The sequence below is a fragment of the Psychromonas aquatilis genome, from assembly GCF_038155185.1.
Lineage (GTDB): Bacteria > Pseudomonadota > Gammaproteobacteria > Enterobacterales > Psychromonadaceae > Psychromonas > Psychromonas aquatilis.
In genome coordinates this window covers 38,965-61,607 of the sequence record NZ_JBAKAZ010000006.1, presented here as the reverse complement: position 1 = coordinate 61,607, position 22,643 = coordinate 38,965, and the positions used below count along the sequence as shown (strand labels likewise).

The following is a 22,643-nucleotide window of genomic DNA, read 5'->3' as shown; positions in this document are numbered from 1 at the left end:
TTTATTAATCAATTAGTCTTTGAATAAAGCTGAGGATCGGTCGATAAACCTCTTCAGCTTTGTCTCCCCTGACAATAATATGCTCATCCGCTTCAATCTTATGTAACGTTTTATCTTTGCTCATTACTGAACGCATAATTTGATCCGCACCATCATTTTCAACCACAGGATCATTGCTGCCCTGAATAATTAATAATGGCAAGTAGACATTATGTAATATCGATTCACATCTATCTTGTAAAATAAGTAATTGCCTTAACCCAGCAATATAAATACGGTCATAATTACTCTCGGGGCTTTCTGTTTTATTCTCCACCCACTTCAGTGTCCCGACCTGCAAAGAGAAATGGCTCAGTAGATTATTCCAACTATCTAACAAGGACGTGAAAAAAACAGACTTTTTCTTTAATGATATAGCAGGGTTAATTGCCACAACCCCAGCGATGTTATCAACATTCGTTGTACTTTTTAATAACGCTAATAGCCCACCAGCAGAAAAGCCAACCACAACCACTTTTTGATGATAATGCGATAATACGGCATAACCTCGATTTACTGATTCAATCCAACCTTGAACAGTACAGTCACGCATTTCTTTTGCCAACGTGCCATGCCCCAATAAACGAACAAGATAAGCTCCATAACCCAAACCATTTAAATATAAAGCAAGTGCTTCCATCTCTTTAGGTGAAGCTAAAAAGCCATGAATTAATAACACACCGACTTTATCTGTTTCACCTTGAAAATATTGCGGCTTGCCAATTACTCTTGTTTTAGTGTGTAAGCGATCAAAAGAACGCATACGCTCACCTTCAAATAACAAGCAATCCGTTTTTAATACTTGCTTAGCAACTTGTGCAGATAGCTTCTTAGGAGAGGTTGAGATTAACCTTTTAATCTTTTTAACATAACTACTCATGATCTCGAATTCATTAACTAACACATTAACGACACTTTCAATCCGCATCCGGTGAAAAGGATGTTGCATATTAAACTTCTCACAATTAACAAAAATAACACCATCTTGGATGTTTGCCACCTGTTCATTGATTGCTAATTGAAGACTTAAGTCATAAGGCTTATAAACTTCACCACTAACAAGGTTAATCACCCCTTCCGATAAACTTGGATGCACCCTTCTCTTTTTATTTTCTTTAATGTGTACAATCGTCAAATAAATCACTTTTTTAAAGTCACTTTCCTTCATTCCATTACTGGGAATAAAGCGTAATGCCGTAGTCACAAGATGGTCCATATTAATGGATAGGCTACCGTATACTCTCAGCATAAACTGCTTAGTTAAGCGATGACGCATCAACTCCATTAAATAATCCATACGTTTAGCGGAAGAAATAAAAGGCGTCAGTAAACTAAAGAATCGTCGATATGGCCTGGTAAAAGTACGTAAGTTAATTGCATGGCCAAAACAAATTGAAATATCACACTCCTCAAGAATAATATTTCCCTCTACTAACAACTCCTCTTCAAAAAAATCAGGTAATTCTTTAAAGAAAAGTTGTGCACCTGCAGAAATTAAGTTTTTACCGGGACGTAATGGGTAATAACTAATATTCACTGGCACAATATGTAGATCTAATGGAGAAAGATCGGTAGGCCCATGCAAGTCATAGGTTTCTTGGTAATAACTAATTAATGCTTCATTATTCTCTGCAATCGCTTTTTTATACTCCTCCTTCTTTAGAAAGGTTTGTAATGCCAACATAGCAGCCCCGGTGTGTGGCGCTCTCGATGCATTTGGCATTTGCATTGATAAACGGCCTTTGTTAAACACCTTTTTATTTTTAACCATGCCACCTTCAGGATAAATCACCCAGTTATAAGTACCACGCATAAGTTCAGAAATAATCTTTTCATTACGGTTAGGTAGATTTAAAGGTAATGCGCCAACAGACTCTAAAACGCGACCAAAATTTCCCACAAACAATGAGCTGTCTGCTAAAGAATGCACCATTTGCCCATTAAACTTATATAAGGCTTGAGGTAATAGTGCTGTTTCCATACGTGTAAAATGATTAACCACGAATAACGTAGGATGTGCACTTAAAAACTCTACTCCTTCGGCAGATACTGAAGACTTAGTAAACTTCTCTATCAAGTTAATCAACCAACCTGAAATTAAGAAAGATGAACTAGGCTTTTCTAAGGTCGACTCTTTTGGCATAAGCGATCACTTCCCATCAGCAATTGGATAGATACCTTCCTCTAACCATTGGAATTGCTCATTTAAAATAGCATCACTGATTTTTTGCGCGGTACTTGAGTGTGGTGCAGATAATGCGTCAAAATGAGCTTCTATTCTCTGTGTAGCTAAAAGACAATGATGATCCGCTAACGCAACCGCATTAGAATAACCCGCTGACACTTGGCTTTTTGCATAAGAACAAGTACTAACCATGGCAAATATTTCGCAACCTATCGTCATTAAGTGACCTAATGTTTCTTGGCGTAACTCTAATTTTTCACGATGTGTGACAACCTGCTCAAATAATACTCGCGCGAGACGGTGCGTACTTCGCTGACAATAATTAACATGCTCTGCAAGGTCACCACTTAAGGTAAACTGCTCAATAAACTCCTTATTAAATATTTGTGCTGGATACCAAGATGCGTATTCTTTAAATAACTTAAAAGCAGCATCACGTTTGGTAGAGAAGTCCGCACCTGGCTTTATTAAATCGGCAGCTAACGATAAATGTGTATCCAAAGCTTCACGACTTAAAAACAACTCCATAATGTCCGTTGTTCCTTCAATAATACGATTAATTCGTGCATCCCGTAACATGCGCTCTACAGGAAAAGGCAACTCACCACGGGCTTTAAGGGAGCTTGCTTTCTCAAAGCCTCGGCCACCAAACATTTGCACTGTTTCATCCATTACCTGCCAGGCCATTTCACTACAAAATAATTTCGCCATGGCAGCTTCCATGCGAATATCCAGATCCCCCTTATCTGCCATAAAGCTGGTTAACCAAGTCACAGACTCCATGGCAAAGGTAGTAGAAGCAAGATAAGCAATACGATTACTCCCTTTCTCATGCTGAGCAATCGGTAATCCCCACTGCACTCTTTGTTTACCCCAGCGACGGGCCATATTTAAACATTGTTTTGCCATACCAGTACTTGCAGCAGGAATCGTTAAACGCCCGGTATTTAGCGTTGCTAATGCAATTTTTAACCCTTGTCCTTCTTCTAGTAATCTATCCTCTACTGGCACTTCCACATCTTTAAACGCTATTAAGCCATTCTGAATGCCGCGGATCCCCATGAAGTCACAACGGTGCTTAATATTAATCCCGGCACTTTTACCGTTCACAATAAAAGCAGAAATCTGCTTCACTTCCTTATCATCCACTATTTTAGGAGTGGTACATGCCATCACCACTAAGTAATCGGCGATTAGCCCATTTGTACACCATAATTTCTCACCATTAATTAAATAGTGCGTGCCTGCTGCATTTAACCTTGCTGTTGTTTCCATTTGCGCAGGATCAGAACCAACACTCGGCTCAGTTAATGCAAAGGCAGAAATGGCTCCATTTTTAAATAAAGGTAAAAAACGTTGTTTTTGCTCTTCAGTACCAAATAATTTAACTGGCTGAGGCACACCAATACTTTGGTGTGCTGAAACTAATACTGCTGTTGACCCACAGTGACTGGCGATCGCCATTAGTACTCGATTATAATTGACCTGAGAAAAGTCTAATCCCCCGTACTCTTTAGGAATTTTCATTGAGAAAACCCCAATTTTAGCTAAGGCTTTCATTGCTTTATCTGGAATTAATCGCGTCTCATCTACTAAGTCGGCATCTAATGTTTTAGCTAAAACAATACCAACTTGTTTCACCATTTTATCGCCAATTAGCTTATCTTCGGTAGTTTGTTCAGGAAATGGAAAAATAGCATCTGACTTAAACTCGCCCATAAATAAAGACTTAGCAAAGCTTGGATGTTGCCATACTGACTCGCGGGCTTCTTCAGTCAGGTTTAAGGACGAAGCTTTTTGATCACTCATTTTAGAAGTATCAATAATGACTTTTTTATCTTCAGGAAAACTCATAACCACTCCTTAATCAAAACCACTGCTCAACGGCTTTGATTTAATTAAGACTGCAATAAACTATTGATAAAAACCACGTCCCTGTTTTGCACATGTTCGCAGGTAAGTAGCAGCTTGATAACGACTCCCTACTGTTTGCTGTAATGCATCTAATCGTTTAGCTACTTCTGCACAACCAACATTATCAGCCCAACGGCATAACCCTCCACGCCACGCAGGAAAACCAGTGCCCATCACCATCGCTAAATCTAATTGTCCTGCATTCTCAACGATCCCTTCATCTATACAATGCGCTGCTTCATTAACCATCACTAACATTAATCGGTCAATGATTTCTGCATCGCTTTTATCTTCACTGTCTTTTACCGTAGGTGATTGATACAAAAGCTCATTAACTTGCACTTCCTGATCTTGGTAGCGATAAAAGCCACGTCCACTTTTTTTCCCTAATAACTTTAACTTAGCGTATAAATGCTCGAGTACCGGTGCCACTTGCATACGCTCACCAAAACTCGCTTCTAATATTTTTGCTACTTTATAACCAACATCAATACCTACTTGATCAGCCAACTGAAAAGGCCCCATTGGCATGCCAAAATCGGTCATAACCTGATCAACTTTTTCAATATCAGCTCCCTCTTCTAATAAATAAGCAGCTTCATTTAAATAAGGTAGTAAAATCCGATTAACCAAAAAGCCTGGACTGTCTTTAACCACAACCGGTACTTTGCCCCAGAGATGACAAACAGAGATCGCCTGCGCGATAGTTTGTGAATTGGTTTGTTGGCCTTTAATTACTTCAACAAGTGGCATTCGGTTAACTGGATTAAAAAAATGTATCCCACAAAACTGTTCAGGTCGTTTTAATACACTGGCCATCTCCGTGACTGATAATGCAGAAGTATTGGTACATAATAAGCTAGTCTCTGGTAATGCAGCTTCAGCTTCCTGTAATACCTTTTGTTTAACGTCAATCACCTCGACCACAGCTTCAATAGCCATATCCACACGATTAAAGCCGCTATAATCTAAAGAACCGCCAATCCGATTAATTGCAGCATCTATCTCACCCTGCTTAACTTTTCCTCTTTTTTTCAATTGATTAAAATACTCAACGACCTTTTGATAACCTAACTCGATTGACTGCCACTGAATATCTTTAAGGCGCACAGATAAACCTTTACTACTCATTAGCCATGCAATCCCACCTCCCATTACACCAGCACCGATCACCGCGCCTGTTTTAGGGAGCGTAACCACATCAGAATATGCCTCTCGTTGCTGCCTTTTAACTTCTTGAGTCAGAAAAAATATCGCAATTAAGTTTTTACAAATATCAGAAGGCGCTAGATTTGAAAATTCAATTAACTCTCGCTGAATACCTTCGTCAAACCCACACTTTTTCTCATAAACATCTAATACGGCTAATGGCGCTGGATACAAACCTTTGGTTGTTTTAAGCACCTGTTGACGTGCTTTTTTTAAAATATAAAAACGTGCAGCAGCTGTATCGCCGATAAACTGTTTCAACTTACCTAAGGTATTTTTAGGTTGCCTTCTGTTCACAAGGTCAGTTTGAAAAGAGCTGTTTTGTAGATTTTCTAAGAACTGTTCAACTTGCTCCTCTAAATCAATACAAGAGATCACCTTATCGACTAGATGTAAGCGATAAGCTTTACTGGCAGAGACTAACTTTCCAGGCAGTATCATCGATAATGCAGCAGGCAAGCCAATCAAACGAGGTAAGCGCTGTGTGCCTCCCCAACCAGGAATAATACCAAGCTTAACTTCAGGTAATCCTATTTTAGTTTTAGGATTATCAGTGGCTAATCTAAAATCACAGGCTAACGCCAATTCACAGCCACCACCAACACAAGAGCCATTAATAACGGCCACTTTTGTTTGCGGTAAGGCCGCTAAAGTTTTAAATATCTTCTGACCGAAATGAGCTTTTTCTTTAGCCATTTCAACATCATTAATCTGTTGCAACTCTTTGATATCAGCACCAGCAATAAATATATCTTGCTTAGCACTTTCAAAGCTAATAACCTTTTGCGGTGCACTTTCAAACTGCTTAAGTAAAGCACATAGCTCATTCATTACTTGATGAGAAAGCGTATTAATTTTTTGCTCTGCGCAATCAAAGGTTACTCTGATTAACCACTCATTTTGTTGTATGTGAATATGTTTCATTATTCAACCTCCAACATTAATGCGCTACCTTGTCCGCCACCAATACACAAGGTCGCTAGACCACGTTGTAAACGACGTTCCCGTAGTTCGTGTAATAACGTTAATATCAACCTGCCACCAGTGGCACCAACAGGATGGCCCAAGGCAATCGCTCCCCCATTAACATTTAACTTAGCAGGATCAATCTCTCCCAATGCGGTTGCTCTTTGTAAATATGTTTGTGCAAACTGTTTACTAGCAAACGCTTGTTGATTAGCAATAACCTGCACCGCAAACGCTTCATTTAATTCCAGTAAATCAAAATCGCTGATCGCCATACCAGAGCGCGCTAATAATTTTGAGGTGGCGTAAGCAGGCCCCAATCCCATCCGGCTACCTTCTAGCCCTGCGTAAATGTAATCACTTAAATAACCTAAAGGAGTTAAGCCGCGTTGTTTAGCATTGCTTTCAGACATAACAGTAAAAGCCACTGCCCCATCGGTAATTGGACAAGCATTACCCACTGTCACACTGCCCGCTAAACGATCAAAATAAGGTCGTAACTTACTTAACCCCTCTAAGGTTAATGAATCACGAGGTCCATTATCTGTATGTTGAATATGTTGATAATGCGGAGCGACGAGCACACTGATAATTTCACGGTTAAACCTATTACTTCTCTGAGCATCAAGAGCCTGTTGATGACTTTTCAATGCAAACTTATCTTGTTGCTCGCGTGAGATTGAAAACTCTCTTGCTAATACCTCAGCAGTTTCCCCCATATTTAATCCGCACACAGGGTCAGTTAAGCCAAGCTCTATTCCTATCGTAGGCTTTAAAAAAGGTAAACGAAATTTAGATAAAACCTTAAACTTAGCCAGTGTTGTTTTAGCCAACATCATTTCGCTAAAAAAGGCGGTCATTTGGGGATTATAAAGAAGTGGAATACTCGACATAGACTCACTGCCGCCCACCAATGCAGTATCGATTTCACCTGCAAATATTTTATTCGCAGCCGTAGTCATCGACTCCATACCTGAGGCACAGTTACGATTCACTGTATAAGCACAAGTACTGACAGGAAAGCCACCTTGTAGTGCGATTACCCGAGCAATATTCGCAGCATGACCAGGTTGCGCGACATTACCTATAATCACTTCATCAATATCTTGATAATTAAGAGAAGAACTCGCCATCAACTCGCGTACTACCATTGCACCTAGCTGATCTGCTTGCATAGACTTAAATTCAGTGCCAGCTTTACAAAATGGGCTGCGACCACCTTCAATTATTGCCAGTCTTTGTTTCATCACCGACCTCCTGCATTATCTTTATACCCAATATGGCATTGCGTAAAACGTCAAAGATAATGATTTAAAGTGATCTAGAAATGGATGTAGATGAGCGTGCACTGTAGTGTAAGTATTAATTAGCCATTTATTTATCACTTAAAAATACATGTCAAACCAGTATATTACCGCCTAATTTTTGAGCAATGAAAATATGAAAAGTAACCTTAAATTCGCGATGGATATCGCATAGCACACTCATAGATGATAGAAAAAGGCATTCCTCTTCACAATGTTAGTGATTGACCTTTTAATCTTGTAGAAAGACTTTAATTCAACACAACATAACGCCAATCTTTATCGAGCATATTGATAAATAAATAGAAAAAATGCAGGTAATAGAAGTAGATAAAACGAGCTAGAAAAGTAACAGCGGTAGGATAAGGGCATAACAGCGGCGTAATCGGCTAATCAAGATAGCCGATTACAAAATAGCACTGCTTTTGAACAAATAAAACTAAATAAGGCCGCTATTTATTGTGTCGCGCTTTCTTTTAATAACGTTTCTAAGCAATGATCCTCGATACCGTAATATGCTTTTATCTGAGCAACTTGTTCAAATATCTTTGCCTGCTCTTTCGGGTTATTCTTCGCTTTTTTAACCGCTAATATCATCTTATTTTTATTGGTATGCTCTAAACTAATGAACTCAAAAACTTTGGTGGTATAACCATGTGCTTCAAGTAATAAAGCACGCACAGAATCCGTTACCATTTCAGCCTGCTGACCTAAATGAACACCGTATTGCAACATAGGCTGAAATAATTCAGGACTTTGCATTTGCGGACGGATTTGTTTATGGCAACAAGGAGAACACATTATGATGCTCGCATTCGCTCGAATACCATAATGGATTGCGTAATCAGTTGCGATATCACAAGCATGTAATGCAATCATCACATCTGTTTGCTTCGGAGCATGTGTTTTCACATCTCCACATACAAAGTCTAACCCTTTGTGCTCTAATGTTGAGGCAGTATTGTTACATAAGTCTGCTAATGCTTGACGTAGCTCAACACCTGTTACTTGCGCATCGTTTTTTAAAGTATTACGTAAATAATCATGAATCGCAAAAGTTAAGTAACCTTTACCAGACCCAAAATCCACGACATTCAAAGGTGTACTTTGATCATGTGGAGACACACTTAATGCTTGGCTAAATATTTCAATAAACTTATTAATCTGCTTCCATTTATTCGACATGGTAGGGATTAATTTATGTTGTTTATCAGTAACTTTAAGTGCAGTCAGAAATGGACGATTAATATCAACAAAACGGTTCTTTTCACGGTTATGAGCAACAACAGCTTTATTTGTTGTTTTAGCTTTATGCTGAGAAACGAGTAACTTACCTTTTTTACTGAACTCTAACTGTAGTTCAACATCCAATAAGGTTAAATATGCACTTTTAAAGTCTTCACCTAAACATTGCTTGATCTCTTCGATGGCTAAGTCGTAAGCATAGTTTTTAGTAATATGGTTTGTTTGGTGCTCATAAACAAAGCTTAAAACAGATTCACCCTGTAAAGTGATAGGACGAATGTTCAATCGATGTAAGCTTTTATCAGCGCCTCTATATTTACTTAACAGTAATTTAACTACCTGATTATCTTCAAGGCTTCTTGATAGTAATAGATAAAAATCTTCAAGGGTGTTAAGTACAATACGTGACATGCTGATATCCAAAGGGTAAATAAAGAAGCGTATTCTAACAGTTAACTAACCGTAATAAATAGGCTATTTATCAACAAAATAACAGCCTACTTTCGATGTGATATGAGAGACGTTTAATTTAATATAAGCACTCCCCCTCTCGCCCACAAAAAATACCATTAACAATCAATAAACAGGGATAAAAAGTGACCAAAATACTCATTACTTTCCAGCGGATCTTCAAAGGTTTTTTACTTTTAAAAAAATTCCATACAAACCTCACCTTCATAGCCGATAACTTAAATATTTTATGAGCATTTTTACTGAAATGACAAAATAAAAGAGGAAGTGACAGCAAAAATATTAAGTTATAACCCGTAAAGCACCAAAAAACATAATCTTTAAGCATTTATTCAATACAAAAAAATTAAACAGTTACCCCCCAAGTTAATTTTTAGCAGTTAAGTACTCGGCTTATAGTCAGAATAGACGGTTAGCATTCCATAATGCTTTAAAAACATTGTAAATGCTCAACCAAGGCTCTGATAATTATCAATAAACAAGATGTATCAAACATTAACTTTCACTTATATTTTTTTTATATTTATTGAGCAAAGTAATCCCTTTTTTCATCTCTTAACCTTTATCTTTTCACGCTAATCAAAACTGTATTTTTTGGTTTCTAATAGAGAAGTGTAGTATCGCTCAATAACCTTTAATAATTAATGTACTCCTCCTTCTCTGTAACCTGAACGCTTTTATTTTTGATATATAAAGTTTAACTTCACTCAATATCCAAGAGACTGCTAGAAAAACTGGCAGTCTGACTTAGAAAATGACCTTTTAGTAAGGTAAATGATATTTGATCTCAATGTGTTTTTAAGTAATAATTGTTATTGATTATCATTAAGAATAAATTACATTAGGCCACTTTACATATGTACATGCGATACCTACTTGCTTTTATCATTTCATTTTCCGCACATGCGCTGTTATTTTCACAGCCAGAGCCTGAAAAAATAGTGAAAATGAATACGGCACAAGCAGCCAGCTTACCAATACAATTTGTCGCCTTACCTGCACCAAAGCCAGTACCAGAGCCTGTTGTACAGCAACCTACACCGCCACCTAAAAAAGTTGAAAAGGTAACACCAAAACCTGACCTACCTAAACGCATCATTAAAGATGAACCAAAGGTTGTTAAAAAGAAAGAGGTTAAAAAGCCAAAGCCTAAGCCTGTGCCTAAAAAGACACCTAAGCCTGTAGTTAAAAAGCCAACGCCTAAAAAAGTTGAAAAAGTTGCACCTAAGGAAGTACAAAAGCAAGTAACTAAGCCAACTGAAGCGCCAAAAATTAAACAAGCAAATACTAAACAAACAACAGGGGTGAATAGCAAGCCAACACTGGTTGAAAAAAGTCGCTTTTTATCACCACCAACACCACCTAAATACCCACGTTCAGCAAAACGCCGTGGTATAGAAGGCACTGTTACTTATGAAGTCTGGTTAGATGAAAAAGGAAAACTAGATAAGATAGTTTTAAAAAATAGCTCAGGTGCAAGAGATTTAGATAAAGCTGCACTTAAAGCAATTAAACGTTGGAAATTTTCACCACATCGTATCAATGGGCAAAGTGTCGCACACCGTTTATACGTACCTATTAAATTTGAACTGGAAAACTAAAATGCAATTAACAACAATACTAACAGAACTATTCTCTGACCTAGGCCCAATGAGTTGGCCTTTATTCCTATGTTCAGCGATCACATTAACCTTAGTGATTGAAAGAGTTTTTAATCTTGTCTTCATGAAAAATTTAGGCAGTAAAAAAACATTAACGACTATTCATCAGTGTGACCCAAAAAATGAACAACAATGCGACCAATTAATTAACTCTTTATCAACACAAAAAAGTCTTTTTGCGCAAGGGTTAAGTCATTTACTGAAACAGCGCCATCTTAATAAAGTATTGCGTGAAGATAGTGCTGGTATGTGGCTAGCAGAAAAAAGAACACAATTAAAAACAGGTTTAAAAGTGTTATCTTTAATCGGTGTGATTAGTCCATTACTAGGGTTATTAGGGACTGTATTAGGCCTTATTGAGATGTTTAAAGCCGTTGCATTAACAACTGGAAGTGTTGCACCAAGTGATCTAGCAGATGGCCTTGGATTAGCAATGCGCACAACTGCTGTTGGTTTATTAATTGCTTTACCTGCTATCTGTAGTGCACAACTACTAGGTATTTGGGCAGATAAAATAACTTATAAATTAGAGCACGCATTAAATCATTGTAACTTATGGATAGAAGGTGTTGATTACTCTGAGAAAGCCACAGCTAAAGGTAGTAAAAACATCAAACCAACTGCAGCGAGTGTATCATGATCCACACTAACCAATCACTTGTCTCTGATCCACAAGGCAGTGCGCCAGACTTAACACCCTTGCTGGATATTATTTTTATTGTCCTAGTTTTTTTATTGCTTACGGCAACCATTAAACTGCAATCAATGGAGGTCACTTTACCTACCAGTGATTTGGAAGCAGTGGTCGAAGTGAACAAAGAAGCGGTCACCATTAACATTCTCGAGAAAGAACCTCATTGGGCTATTGACGGTAAATCGGTTGAATCTTGGGAAAGCTTTAAAACAACGCTGATTCAAACAATAAGTGATAAAGAAGAGCCTCCTGTGGTGATTGCTGCTGATAAAACAGCAGAAATACAACACATAGTAGATTTACTTACTTTCTTACAAGAACAGAACATTTCAGCAACACAGCTGTTAATCGACAGAAAAGAAGTCGCTCAGGAATAATATTAATACAAGCCACTCTATTGCTATTAATGGCGACTAAGTAAATTAGGGCTCAGTGCGAGAGTTCTGTGCCCTAATCATTTACTTTACTAAGATAGTCAGCACCTTTATTCCAATAAACAGCGCTTTAAAAACTCCACTGCACACTCATCACAACTAAACCAGGTAGTATGAGGCCGCCTTCCACTCCAAAATAATCGGTAAAATTATATTGAACAGCATGGTAAAGGTAGGGTGCAAATCCGATTCCTATTTCATCTTTAACTGTTTTATAGAATCCATCATCACCACAATTCTCAAAAGGCTCAAAGAAAAACTCTCCTACATAAGCGTAAACCCCTTTAAACACTAGTTTGTCATTGAATCGGTGCCAATCTTTACGGGCACCTAAAATAATACAACGATTATCTTGGCTATTTAAAAAAGTACCAGCAACTAAGCTCAGATCAGATTCGGCGCTTAATTTTCTTTCTATTGAAAAATAATGATTATCGAAATATTGAGTTGCATCATCATCCTGAGGAAAGGCATGGTATATAAATGAGCCTGTATTCATTGATACAAGGTCAAAGGGATTAGCAAAAGTAGGAACAGGAGAGAATAGACAAAAAGATAAAATTGTCATAAAAAAAAGTCGTACAGCTTGTATCGTTAACACACTTAAATCCATTTAAAGAGCGGTAGCAAAGAGTATAGAAGCTACATATTAAAAGTCTATGTAAATTAATAGTTTAATAAAATAAAAGTATAAAAATCACCTAAAATACTAATTAATTAGTCAATATAAGTTAATATATGCGCGGAACATTTATATTAACTATCAATTCCATGGAAAGAGAATAAATATGATCAAAACCACAACACAAACAATCACAACAGAAGCAAGTGTATTAGCGGCAAAAGAACTACTAGCTCGTCGTAAAAGCAACCAAAAAGGTGAGCAACTTGCCGAAGACATTCGTCCACAAAACCTGGATGATGCATTAGCAATTCAATTTGCAACTGTGGCAGAAACTGGCCAAGAAATCGCTGGTTGGAAATGTTTAGTACCATTAAATGCAGAGCAAACAGTTGTTGCTCCTGTTTTAGCTGGAACAGTACAGCAAGGCGCATCAGTAAAAGTTGAAACCACGGAACCAGGTAAAACATTAATTGAGCCAGAAATTGGTTTTGTGCTAGGCCAAGATCTACCAGCTCGTGATCAAGCATATTCAGAGCAAGAGATTGATAACGCCATTGCTTCTTGTCATATGGCATTAGAATTAATGCAACGCCGCTACCTACCAAACGATGACCTAACGTTTTTTGATAAGCTAGCTGATTGCTTGTTAAATGAAGGTATCTACCTTGGTCCTGAAATCACTAAAGCACAAGCATATGATGCGGCTAAAATTAACATTACATTTGAAACAAAAGCAGAAAATGGTGATGTTGAGACAACACAATATGATGGTAAGCACCCAAACCTATCTGCACACAAAGCCGTTTACTGGTTAATTAACTTTATGCGTGAACGTGGCGTTAGCTTCAAAAAGGGCCAAGCCATTATTACTGGTTCGTATGCCGGCGCAATCGAAGTACCAGTAGATACGATGGGTATTACTTATGAAAACCTAGGTCAATATCAAGTAACCTTTACTGCTTAATAGGCATTGTAATAAGCGATTAATAAAAGCTACTAATTAGTTGTTCTTAATCGCTTTTTTAAGTGAGAAACCAGTAACAAGTATGGTCCCTGTAATAACCAACAACGCACCTATTAAGGTATTAATCCCCACCTCTTCTCCTAAGAATAAAGTGCCCCATAAAATGCCAAATAAAGGCACTAGAAATGTCACTGATAACGCAGAAGCTGGCCCATCATCTTTTACTAAACGAAAATACAACAAATAAGCAAAACCAGTGCATACCACACCCAAGGTGATAACAGATAAACTGATTGGAGCTGTTACAGCTTCCCTTATTGGAATAAAAGGTAATAGCGGCAATACAATAATTACAGCCGCCCACATACTGCCATGTGCATTTTCAAAGGGCGTAACGGATGGCGCAACTTTAGTATAATTAGCTGAAAAACCATACATAAAAGCAGCTGATAGACAGGCAAAGATAGCTAAAACCCCATCATCACCCAATGTCACCGCTTGATGCCCTACCAAAAAAACAACTCCCAACATACCTATCATTAAACCAATAGTCGCTTTTAGCTTGAGTTTTTCTTTCTGCCAGATACTGGCAATGATCACACCAAATAACGGCGCTGTAGAGTTTAAAATAGCCAAAGTTGAGGCATTAAGTGTTTGTGCTGCATAAGCAAACATAAGGAATGGGAAGGCAGTATTCGTGGTACCGATAATAAAAAAATGTTTAATATTTGATAGCAAATTTAAGCGATAGCGTAAGCACACTCCAATCAATAACAAGCATAATGCCGCTGTTAACACCCTACCTTCGATCAAGAATGCCGGGCCTAAGCTATTAGCCGTGATCCGCATAAATAAAAATGAACCACCCCATACCGATGCCAATAAAAATAACCGCAAAACACTTGAGACGGACATAGCAATTCCTTGAATAAATAATAGATGTACGTAATGATGGTCTGTGAGAAAGGTGTCAACTGAAGGAATAAAGCACAAGAAACGCGAACATGCAGGTAAACACCCATTGAACAATATAATGTAAAGAATGTCTTAAACCAACTATTTACATCAATAGATAAGGAATAAATTCATGATAATTGTTTATATAATTTGTGGCCTACTCCTCTTTGCTATATCTGGTTTCCTAATGCAGGTAACTCGTTTATCAACCTACCGTCGACGCATTATTCGCACCTTATCTGACAGTAGTAGCTCCAGCACCCCTTATGTATTAAACAAAGCACAAGAAAAAATAATAAAACACTGCTTTTTAAATAGAGAGAGCATAGCTGACTGTATCAAGCAGGTTAAATCTCAATAACCATAAAAGTCAGAGGGTGCTGCGCCCTCACTTTTTAGCATAATCATTACTGTACAAGACGCTGACATTGCGCTTTAAACATTGATTTGAGCAGTAACAGATCGCGTGATTGTGGTTTATCGCTACGTGAAATTAAAACTAACTCAAAACAAAGCGCTTCTTGCAGTGGGATAATTTGTACATCATTGGCATAACGACTGGCTGTAAAGATATCAACTACTGCCACGCCACCACCAGAAACAACCATATCTGCAATCACGGAATAGGTTTTAATCAACAACGGATTATCAGGGTATAAACCTTGCTCTGCTAAAGTGCGATGCACCACACTGCCTAAAGGGTCATCTTCTTGCATCATCAAAAAATTATGCTCACATAACCAAGATAAGCTCGCCACCTTAGGTGTCTTTAACTGCTTAGGTGCTATTGCCACCATATTTGCCTGAATCAATGGTTCTGCCAATAACTTATGATCAACAGCTTGACCAAAAACCAATGCTACATCTAGCTCATCATCTAATACTGCTTGTTGTAATGCATAAAAATGCTCAGTTAATAGATCAACATGAATATGTGGTTTTTGTTGTCGATAATTCACCAAAATAGGAGCAACAATCATCTGTGAACAGGCATGAGCTGCGCCAATACGAATCGCCTTGATCGCATCAGGATGCATCGAATCAGTTAAAGCGTTGATAGATTGTAACTGTGTAATTAACTTCTTTACTTCAGGTAGTAATCGCAACCCTTCTTTGCTTATCATTAATCCTTTAGCACTGCGCTCAAAAAGCAAAAAGCCCAGCTGTTGCTCAGTATGACTAAGTACCCGACTAATATTAGGTTGGGAGACATTCAACGCCTTAGCCGCACCACTAATTGTCCCAGCTTGGCTGATTGCGTAAAAAACCTCTATTTGTCGTAACCGCATGATGTTTACCCTCAAACCAACCCATAAAAATACATTTATAAAAATACTGATTAGCACAAAGTAACACAGCTTACAGGCAGTGTATAACCTTAGGTTATACCGTACGAACAAAGGGGTATTCGTCACCGACATCTTTTTATGGAATATTAACCTCATCAAATCATACTAACGAGAGAGATAACAATGAAAATACCTCAACCTTACCTGCTTTTCCTTGGCGATGTTTCCGATCCACTTGCTGCAAAAACAGCGCGAGGTATTCATGCATGGAGACCAGAAACATGTGTCGGTGAAATGAGTTTAGCGGACTGCGAAGTGTCACTTGACCTGCCACAATTAACCCCTGAAGAAGCAGCACAACAAGGCGCTAAAACCTTTGTTTTAGGGACTGCAAATGCAGGTGGTTATATTCCAAAGCATTGGATGAAAGCAATCACAGACGCCATTACAAGCGGCCTTAATATTGCTAGCGGTTTACACCAAAAACTAACTGATATTCCAGAGCTTGTGGCATTAGCTGAAGAACACCAAGTATCACTATTTGATGTTCGCCACCAACAGCCAGAATTAAGTGTTGGTTCAGGTGTTAAACGTACAGGACAAAGAGTACTAACAGTCGGTACTGACTGCTCTGTGGGTAAAATGTACACGTCACTAGCACTAGAAGCTGAAATGAAAAAGCTAAATCTCGACGCACAGTTTCGTGCAACGGGACAAACAGGTATATTAATCGCAGGTGAAGGTATTCCGGTTGATGCGGTAATTTCAGACTTTATTGCCGGTGCAGCTGAATGGGTCTCTCCAGACAACAAAGCCGATCATTGGGATGTTATCGAAGGACAAGGTTCTCTTTTTCACCCATCTTATGCAGGTGTAAGCTTAGGCTTATTACACGGTTCTCAGCCAGACTGGTTAGTAATGTGTCATGAAATGGGCCGCCCTCATACGCGCCATTTAGCACATCATCCATTGGTGGAAGTAGAAGAGTGTATTTCACTCAACTTATACAGTGCGCGTGTCACTAACCCTAATGCTCAATTAGCTGGTATTTCAGTTAATACATCGAATTACCCAGAAGCAGAAGCACTTGCTTATTTAGCAGCGCTAACAGAGAAGTTTAATGTACCAGCAACCGACTCTGTTAGATTTGGTTTACAAAGTATCGCTGAGTTTTTAAGTAAGCACAGTATCACTAAGGAGTAGTTATGAGACATGTCGAGATTGATGTTGTTGAGATTCCACTTTCTCGACCGTTCACTATATCGAGGGGCACACGTTCATCGGTAACAGTGGTGCGCGTAAGCATCGAGGAAGCAGGATTTATTGGCCTAGGAGAATGCACTCCGACCGCACGCTATAATCAAAGTACAGACAGTGTTGTTGCCCAACTTAATGCCGTAAAGGCAGAAATTGAAGCCGGTGCTTCGCGTACGCAACTACAAGCATTATTACCTGCAGGATCGGCTCGTAATGTGCTCGATTGTGCACTATGGCGCTTAACAGCTGCAACACAACAAAAAACATTATGGCAAGCAACCGATATCGCTCAACCTAACAGCATTGTTACCGCTGAAACAATCAGCTTAGACAGCTTAGAGGCAATGGTTGCTTCAACCTTAGATGCCGTCTCTCGAGGGGCTAAATTACTTAAAATTAAGTTAGATTCACAGCAGATAATAGAAAAGGTAGCAGCAATTCGTAAAGCAGCACCAGATAATAAATTAATTATTGATGCCAACGAAGCTTGGGGTAAATGTGACTTGCCCGCTATCATCGAGCAATTAAACCAATATGATATCGCTATGTTAGAACAGCCCCTTCCCGCTGGTAAGGATCAGCGACTTAGTGAGTTTAAACATGTTATTCCAATTTGTGCCGATGAAAGTTGCCACGTTGCAACTGATATTGCAGCACTAAAGCAACGCTACGAATTTATTAATATTAAACTCGATAAATGCGGTGGTTTAACAGAAGCATTAGATATGGTTAAGGTAGCGAAGCAGCATGATATGCGCTTAATGGTCGGTTGTATGCTCGGCTCATCATTGGCGATGTCAGCAGCATTACCAATCGCTGCACAGTGTGAATTGGTGGATGTGGATGGTCCGATTTGGTTAGCTGTAGATAGCACACCTTATTTAACCTACCAACAAGGAGATGTTTGGACTTAGTCTATTAAACGGTTAATCACATCGCTTTGATTATACTCCAAGAAAAGTCAATTTCGCTTTTCTTGGAGTTATTAGAGAATATAACTTAGCGCTGAGTCAGCATCGCCCAAATAAAAGAAGTAAAGCAACCGACACGCTGATAAAGCATCTCGATATACGCTACAACTCTGCCATCTAACCCTTAACAATCATCACAGCAGTATAACCAAAGACTATTCTTTGTTATTTTTATCTTCCAAGGTACCTGAAATCACATCTTGCTGATCATCATCGGTTCTTACCCACTCTGCTTCACCATCAATAATATCTTTATCTCTGTTATAAAGATTAATATTGGCTAGGCCAACCAGTAAGAATCCATTAGCGAACACCGAGATAAACATAGGAGGAAATAACAAAATACGCGGTGCAAAAAACAGCAGCAGGATACCAATAATCACAGTACCAAAACAAAAAGCAATCCATGTTATCCCTACCGAAATAGCAACAACCCATAAAATAAGACCAACAATGATCTGACACCAAGCTTTTAACATAGACAACCTATTATTGAACAACTTACATTAAACTTACCATAACAAGAGCGAAGATTAAGCTAAAAAATACTAACAACCCCTCATTCGATGATGAAAACACCCCTTGCAGCACAATAAGCTTATTAAACCTTTCTACAATAGATTAAGCAATCATTATGCGTAGACAAAAAAAGCGCCCATTGCATTAAGCATAATGGACGCCTCTTCGAGCGGTTAGAAATTCACAAATGTATTAATTAAGCAGATTAAAATGCCGCTTCAATAGTACCTTTGAAGGTTTTATCTAAAAACTCACGGGTTGCTTCAGATTGAAAGATTTTGACAAACTTCTTATAAGTTTCATTATCTTTATCTTCAACGCGCGCCGCAATGTTCATCACTGCAAACTCAGCATCTTTAGATTCAAGATAAATACCTTGCTCTTTCGGGCTTAAACCCGCTGACATAACATAGTTCATCGTGATCACCGATGCATCCACATCATCTAAAGTACGCGGTAACTGTGCAGCTTCAACTTCAATAAATTGGAAGTTTTTAGGGTTATCAACAATATCATAAACCGTTGTTTTTGCATCAGCACCTGGCTTTAATGTAATTAACTTAGCATCAGCTAACAGTAATAAACCACGGCCACCATTAGTTGGATCATTTGGGATAGATATTTTTGCGTTATCAGGTAAGTCAGCAATCGATTTATACTTATTTGAGTAAATCCCCATACGCATTAAAATAGAATGGCCAATTGACGTAATTTTTTGGTCACTATTACTATTAAAGTTATTTAAGAAAGGCAGATGTTGATAACTATTCAAGTCTAAACTACCGTCAGCTAATGCAGCATTTGGCGTAATGTAATCAGAAAAAATCACTACCTCTACTGTTAACCCTTGTTTTGCAGCTTCTTCTGCTACTGCTTCAACAACTTCAGCATGTGGACCGACTGTCGCACCAACTTTAATGACTTCATTTTTCTCTGTTTCACCACAGGCAGCTAAGCCAAATATTAATGGTAAAAGCGTCAATAACTTCACAATTTTTTTGTTAAACATACTTAGTTCCTTTAAATTAAATAGCCGTATAGACATCCATACAGAATATTACAGATAAGCAACCGATACGCAAATGAATTTTATGAATAATCCTAGTCCTATTAAAACAATAAACATTATTTTCGCTAGAAAAGTGCCGATATAAAAGCTATTTACAGGGATAACCTAAGCAATAAAGATAATATTAATGAAGAAAATAAAGGAAGCTGAAGAGACTAAAGTAGAGTGGCTAATCAGCACTGAGATTCGACTCAGTACTGATGATGATTAATATAAAAGTGAATTATAGGTGGACAGACTTATTACCCCAAATCTCTTCTAAACGCTGGTCTCGGCCACAGTTCCAACGGTAAGCTTTGTAACGAATTGGGCTTTTTTTATAAAAGTCTTGATGGTGGATCTCATTACCTTTAATCGGATAAAAGGTACTCGCAGATAAAATAGGTGTTACAACAGTTTGAGTAGGGAACTGATCGATCACCGCTTGCTTACTTTTTTCAGCAATTGAACGCTCTTGTTCATTAGCTACAAAAATAGCACCCAAGTAACTATGCCCTTTATCGCAGAATTGCCCTGCGCTATCAAAGGGATCAATATTCACCCAATAATAATCCAATAAATCTTGATAACTTACTTGTTCAGGATCATAGGTAATTTCAACGGCTTCATAATGCCCTTCATGATTACCACGGTAAGTCGGGTTTTCTACTTCCCCTCCCGTGAAACCTGATACCACATCTGTTACACCCGGTAGTTTTTCAAAGTCTGATTCCATACACCAAAAACACCCGCCTGCTAACACAGTTTTATCCGCGCTAGCAAAAGAAGCGTAACAAAGTATCGATGCCGATAAAGCCAAGCTTACTATTTTTTTCATAAGTCTCCCGCATTACTAATTGCTGTCATAACCTAAATCCGTACGGTAAATACGTATTAATATGTTTAACAGACCAATCAAAGGCAAAAAATATTTCATCAATATTGATGACCAAACACATGGGAGGGAATTAGGAAGAGTATCTCACCCCACACATTGTATGGGGTAAGGAAGGCAAGCCTTACGGCTATTCTACCGTAACAGCTTTCGCTAGATTACGTGGTTGGTCTACGTCGGTGCCTTTGATTAGCGCGATGTGGTAAGACAATAGCTGCATTGGTACGGTATGGAAGATAGGTGCAATAATTTCATCTACGTGCGGTAATGAAATAATTTTCATGCCGTCGCAAGCTTCAAATCCAGAGTTTTCATCAGCGAATACATAAAGTAAACCGCCACGAGCACGTACTTCTTCTACGTTTGATTTTAGTTTTTCTAATAAATCATTATTAGGTGCCACAACCACAACTGGCATGTCTGCATCAACTAATGCTAGCGGGCCATGTTTTAGTTCACCTGCAGCGTAAGCTTCTGCATGAATATATGAAATCTCTTTCAGTTTTAATGCCGCTTCCATTGCAATTGGGTAGTACTCACCACGCCCTAAGAATAGCGTGTGATGTTTGTCGGCGAAGTCTGATGCTAGTGCTTCAATCTTTTTATCAAACTCTAGTGCTTGTTCGATCTTGGTTGGTAAAGAATGTAATGCTTGAACGATATCCGCTTCTTTTTGCTTGTTGATCGTACCTTGCTGTTTACCAATCGCAGTCACTAACAGTAACATTGCCGCAAGCTGTGTAGTAAAGGCTTTGGTTGAAGCAACGCCTATTTCAGTACCGGCACGGGTCATGAATGCAAGGTCTGACTCACGCACTAATGATGATCCTGATACGTTACAGATAGACATTGCTGACATGTAACCTTTCTCTTTAGCTAAACGCAATGCAGCTAAAGTATCGGCTGTTTCACCAGATTGAGAAAGCGTTAGTAATAAACTGTTTGGACGCACAACAAAGTCGCGATAACGGAACTCAGAAGCAATTTCAACATCACAACTTACTCCAGCCAATGATTCAAACCAGTAACGTGCTGCCATGCCTGAGTTATAAGATGTTCCACATGCAATGATTTGTACATGCTGTACTTTTGATAATATCTCTTTTGCACCATTACCGATGCTTTCTACGATCACGCTATCTTCTGTGATTCGGCCTTCTAGTGCGCTGATTAATGCCGTTGGCTGTTCAAATATTTCTTTTTGCATGAAGTGGCGGAATTTGCCTTTACTACCAGCATCTTGTTCAACATTTGACTCAACCATTTCACGTTCAATTGGGTTACCATTTGTATCAAAAATAGAAACTTCACGACGAGTAATTTCAGCAACATCACCCTCTTCAAGATAAGTAAAACGACGTGTTACATTTAATAAAGCTAATTGATCAGAGGCTAGGAAGTTTTCACCAAGGCCATGGCCGATAACAAGCGGGCTACCAGATCGCGCAACCACTAAGCGTGATGGGTCGCGGCTATCTAGAGCAACCATACCGTAAGCACCTTCAAGCTGTGGTACAACCTTTTGCACTGCTTCACGTAATGAATCAGCGGTTCTTAATTCCCACTCAACTAAATGAGCGATAACTTCAGTATCTGTTTGTGATTGAAAAACATAACCACGGCTTTGTAATAGTTCACGTAGTGGTTCGTGATTTTCGATAATGCCATTATGTACGATTGAAATATCGCCAGAAACATGTGGATGCGCATTAGCTTCCGATGGTTCACCGTGTGTTGCCCAACGAGTATGAGCAATACCAGTGCCGCCCATTGCATGCATTTCTTCTATTGCGTCAGCTAGCTCTTTTACTTTACCTAAACGGCGTATGCGAGATAATTTACCTTCGCTATCGACAATAGAGACACCTGCAGAGTCATACCCTCGATATTCTAATTTCTTTAAACCTTCGATTAAAATTTCAGATACTTCTCTTTGCGCAACTGCACCAACGATACCGCACATAAACTTCCCCACTTATTAATTAAAATTGTATAA

General features: G+C 38.6%; 19 protein-coding genes. 7 read left to right on the top strand and 12 right to left on the bottom strand.

What is annotated here, in order from left to right:
• Positions 1-4 precede the first annotated feature (4 nt).
• The 5 genes from V6256_RS02715 to V6256_RS02695 all read right to left on the bottom strand — a co-directional run bounded on the left by V6256_RS02715 (position 5) and on the right by V6256_RS02695 (position 9,273).
• Positions 5-2,182, bottom strand: coding sequence for an alpha/beta fold hydrolase (locus V6256_RS02715; RefSeq protein WP_341596499.1), 2,178 nt, complete (start codon positions 2,180-2,182; stop codon positions 5-7).
• Positions 2,183-2,188: 6 nt separating this feature from the next.
• Entirely contained in the window at positions 2,189-4,078 is a 1,890-nt protein-coding gene (locus V6256_RS02710; protein WP_341596497.1) for an acyl-CoA dehydrogenase family protein, read from the bottom strand.
• A 60-nt stretch (positions 4,079-4,138) separates the two neighbouring features.
• Positions 4,139-6,271: a 3-hydroxyacyl-CoA dehydrogenase NAD-binding domain-containing protein gene (locus V6256_RS02705; RefSeq protein ID WP_341596496.1), complete on the bottom strand. Its 2,133-nt coding sequence runs from the start codon at positions 6,269-6,271 to the stop codon at positions 4,139-4,141.
• Positions 6,271-7,560 carry a thiolase family protein gene (locus V6256_RS02700; RefSeq protein WP_341596494.1) on the bottom strand — a complete coding sequence of 430 codons (1,290 nt, stop codon included), beginning with the start codon at positions 7,558-7,560 and terminating at the stop codon, positions 6,271-6,273. The genes V6256_RS02705 and V6256_RS02700 overlap by 1 nt, the downstream gene beginning before the upstream one ends.
• Before the next feature lie 513 nt (positions 7,561-8,073).
• Positions 8,074-9,273, bottom strand: coding sequence for a class I SAM-dependent methyltransferase (locus V6256_RS02695; protein ID WP_341596492.1), 1,200 nt, complete (start codon positions 9,271-9,273; stop codon positions 8,074-8,076).
• A gap of 917 nt (positions 9,274-10,190) precedes the next feature.
• Between V6256_RS02695 and V6256_RS02690 the strand changes: the two genes are divergently transcribed.
• Genes V6256_RS02690 through V6256_RS02680 form a run of 3 tightly spaced genes read left to right on the top strand, consistent with a single transcriptional unit; the run spans position 10,191 to position 12,065 of the window.
• Positions 10,191-10,934, top strand: a complete 744-nt coding sequence (locus V6256_RS02690; protein ID WP_341596490.1) for an energy transducer TonB — start codon at positions 10,191-10,193, stop codon at positions 10,932-10,934.
• 1 nt (position 10,935) lies between these two features.
• Entirely contained in the window at positions 10,936-11,634 is a 699-nt protein-coding gene (locus V6256_RS02685; RefSeq protein WP_341596488.1) for a MotA/TolQ/ExbB proton channel family protein, read from the top strand.
• Complete coding sequence (locus tag V6256_RS02680) at positions 11,631-12,065, top strand: ExbD/TolR family protein (RefSeq protein WP_341596487.1); 435 nt, start codon at positions 11,631-11,633, stop codon at positions 12,063-12,065. The genes V6256_RS02685 and V6256_RS02680 overlap by 4 nt, the downstream gene beginning before the upstream one ends.
• Positions 12,066-12,192: 127 nt before the next feature.
• Here the strand turns inward: V6256_RS02680 and V6256_RS02675 are convergent, their stop codons facing one another.
• On the bottom strand, positions 12,193-12,690 hold the full coding sequence (locus V6256_RS02675; protein WP_341596486.1) for a hypothetical protein: 498 nt from the start codon (positions 12,688-12,690) through the stop codon (positions 12,193-12,195).
• A gap of 220 nt (positions 12,691-12,910) precedes the next feature.
• On the opposite strand from V6256_RS02675, the gene V6256_RS02670 reads away from it, so the two are divergent.
• Positions 12,911-13,711 (top strand): fumarylacetoacetate hydrolase family protein, encoded by an 801-nt coding sequence (locus V6256_RS02670; RefSeq protein ID WP_341596484.1) that lies wholly within the window; start codon positions 12,911-12,913, stop codon positions 13,709-13,711.
• Between the two features lie 36 nt (positions 13,712-13,747).
• Here V6256_RS02670 and V6256_RS02665 read toward each other — a convergent pair whose 3' ends face one another.
• The gene (locus V6256_RS02665; protein ID WP_341596482.1) at positions 13,748-14,626 is read right to left on the bottom strand and encodes a DMT family transporter; all 879 of its coding nucleotides are present in this window, start codon (positions 14,624-14,626) and stop codon (positions 13,748-13,750) included.
• A 172-nt stretch (positions 14,627-14,798) separates the two neighbouring features.
• On the opposite strand from V6256_RS02665, the gene V6256_RS02660 reads away from it, so the two are divergent.
• On the top strand, positions 14,799-15,029 hold the full coding sequence (locus V6256_RS02660) for a hypothetical protein (RefSeq protein ID WP_341596480.1): 231 nt from the start codon (positions 14,799-14,801) through the stop codon (positions 15,027-15,029).
• A 46-nt stretch (positions 15,030-15,075) separates the two neighbouring features.
• Here V6256_RS02660 and V6256_RS02655 read toward each other — a convergent pair whose 3' ends face one another.
• Entirely contained in the window at positions 15,076-15,957 is an 882-nt protein-coding gene (locus V6256_RS02655; RefSeq protein WP_341596479.1) for a LysR family transcriptional regulator, read from the bottom strand.
• Between the two features lie 183 nt (positions 15,958-16,140).
• On the opposite strand from V6256_RS02655, the gene dgcN reads away from it, so the two are divergent.
• Both dgcN and dgcA read left to right on the top strand, forming a co-directional pair.
• Positions 16,141-17,160, top strand: a complete 1,020-nt coding sequence (gene dgcN / locus V6256_RS02650) for an N-acetyltransferase DgcN (protein WP_341596477.1) — start codon at positions 16,141-16,143, stop codon at positions 17,158-17,160.
• A gap of 2 nt (positions 17,161-17,162) precedes the next feature.
• Positions 17,163-18,128: an N-acetyl-D-Glu racemase DgcA gene (dgcA, locus tag V6256_RS02645; RefSeq protein ID WP_341596475.1), complete on the top strand. Its 966-nt coding sequence runs from the start codon at positions 17,163-17,165 to the stop codon at positions 18,126-18,128.
• 212 nt (positions 18,129-18,340) lie between these two features.
• Here the strand turns inward: dgcA and V6256_RS02640 are convergent, their stop codons facing one another.
• From V6256_RS02640 to glmS, 4 genes are all read right to left on the bottom strand, one after another.
• Complete coding sequence (locus V6256_RS02640; protein WP_341596473.1) at positions 18,341-18,664, bottom strand: hypothetical protein; 324 nt, start codon at positions 18,662-18,664, stop codon at positions 18,341-18,343.
• 245 nt (positions 18,665-18,909) lie between these two features.
• Positions 18,910-19,713 carry a MetQ/NlpA family ABC transporter substrate-binding protein gene (locus V6256_RS02635; RefSeq protein WP_341596472.1) on the bottom strand — a complete coding sequence of 268 codons (804 nt, stop codon included), beginning with the start codon at positions 19,711-19,713 and terminating at the stop codon, positions 18,910-18,912.
• 283 nt (positions 19,714-19,996) lie between these two features.
• Complete coding sequence (gene msrA / locus V6256_RS02630; protein ID WP_341596470.1) at positions 19,997-20,590, bottom strand: peptide-methionine (S)-S-oxide reductase MsrA; 594 nt, start codon at positions 20,588-20,590, stop codon at positions 19,997-19,999.
• A 187-nt stretch (positions 20,591-20,777) separates the two neighbouring features.
• Entirely contained in the window at positions 20,778-22,610 is a 1,833-nt protein-coding gene (glmS, locus tag V6256_RS02625; protein WP_341596468.1) for a glutamine--fructose-6-phosphate transaminase (isomerizing), read from the bottom strand.
• Positions 22,611-22,643 lie beyond the last annotated feature (33 nt).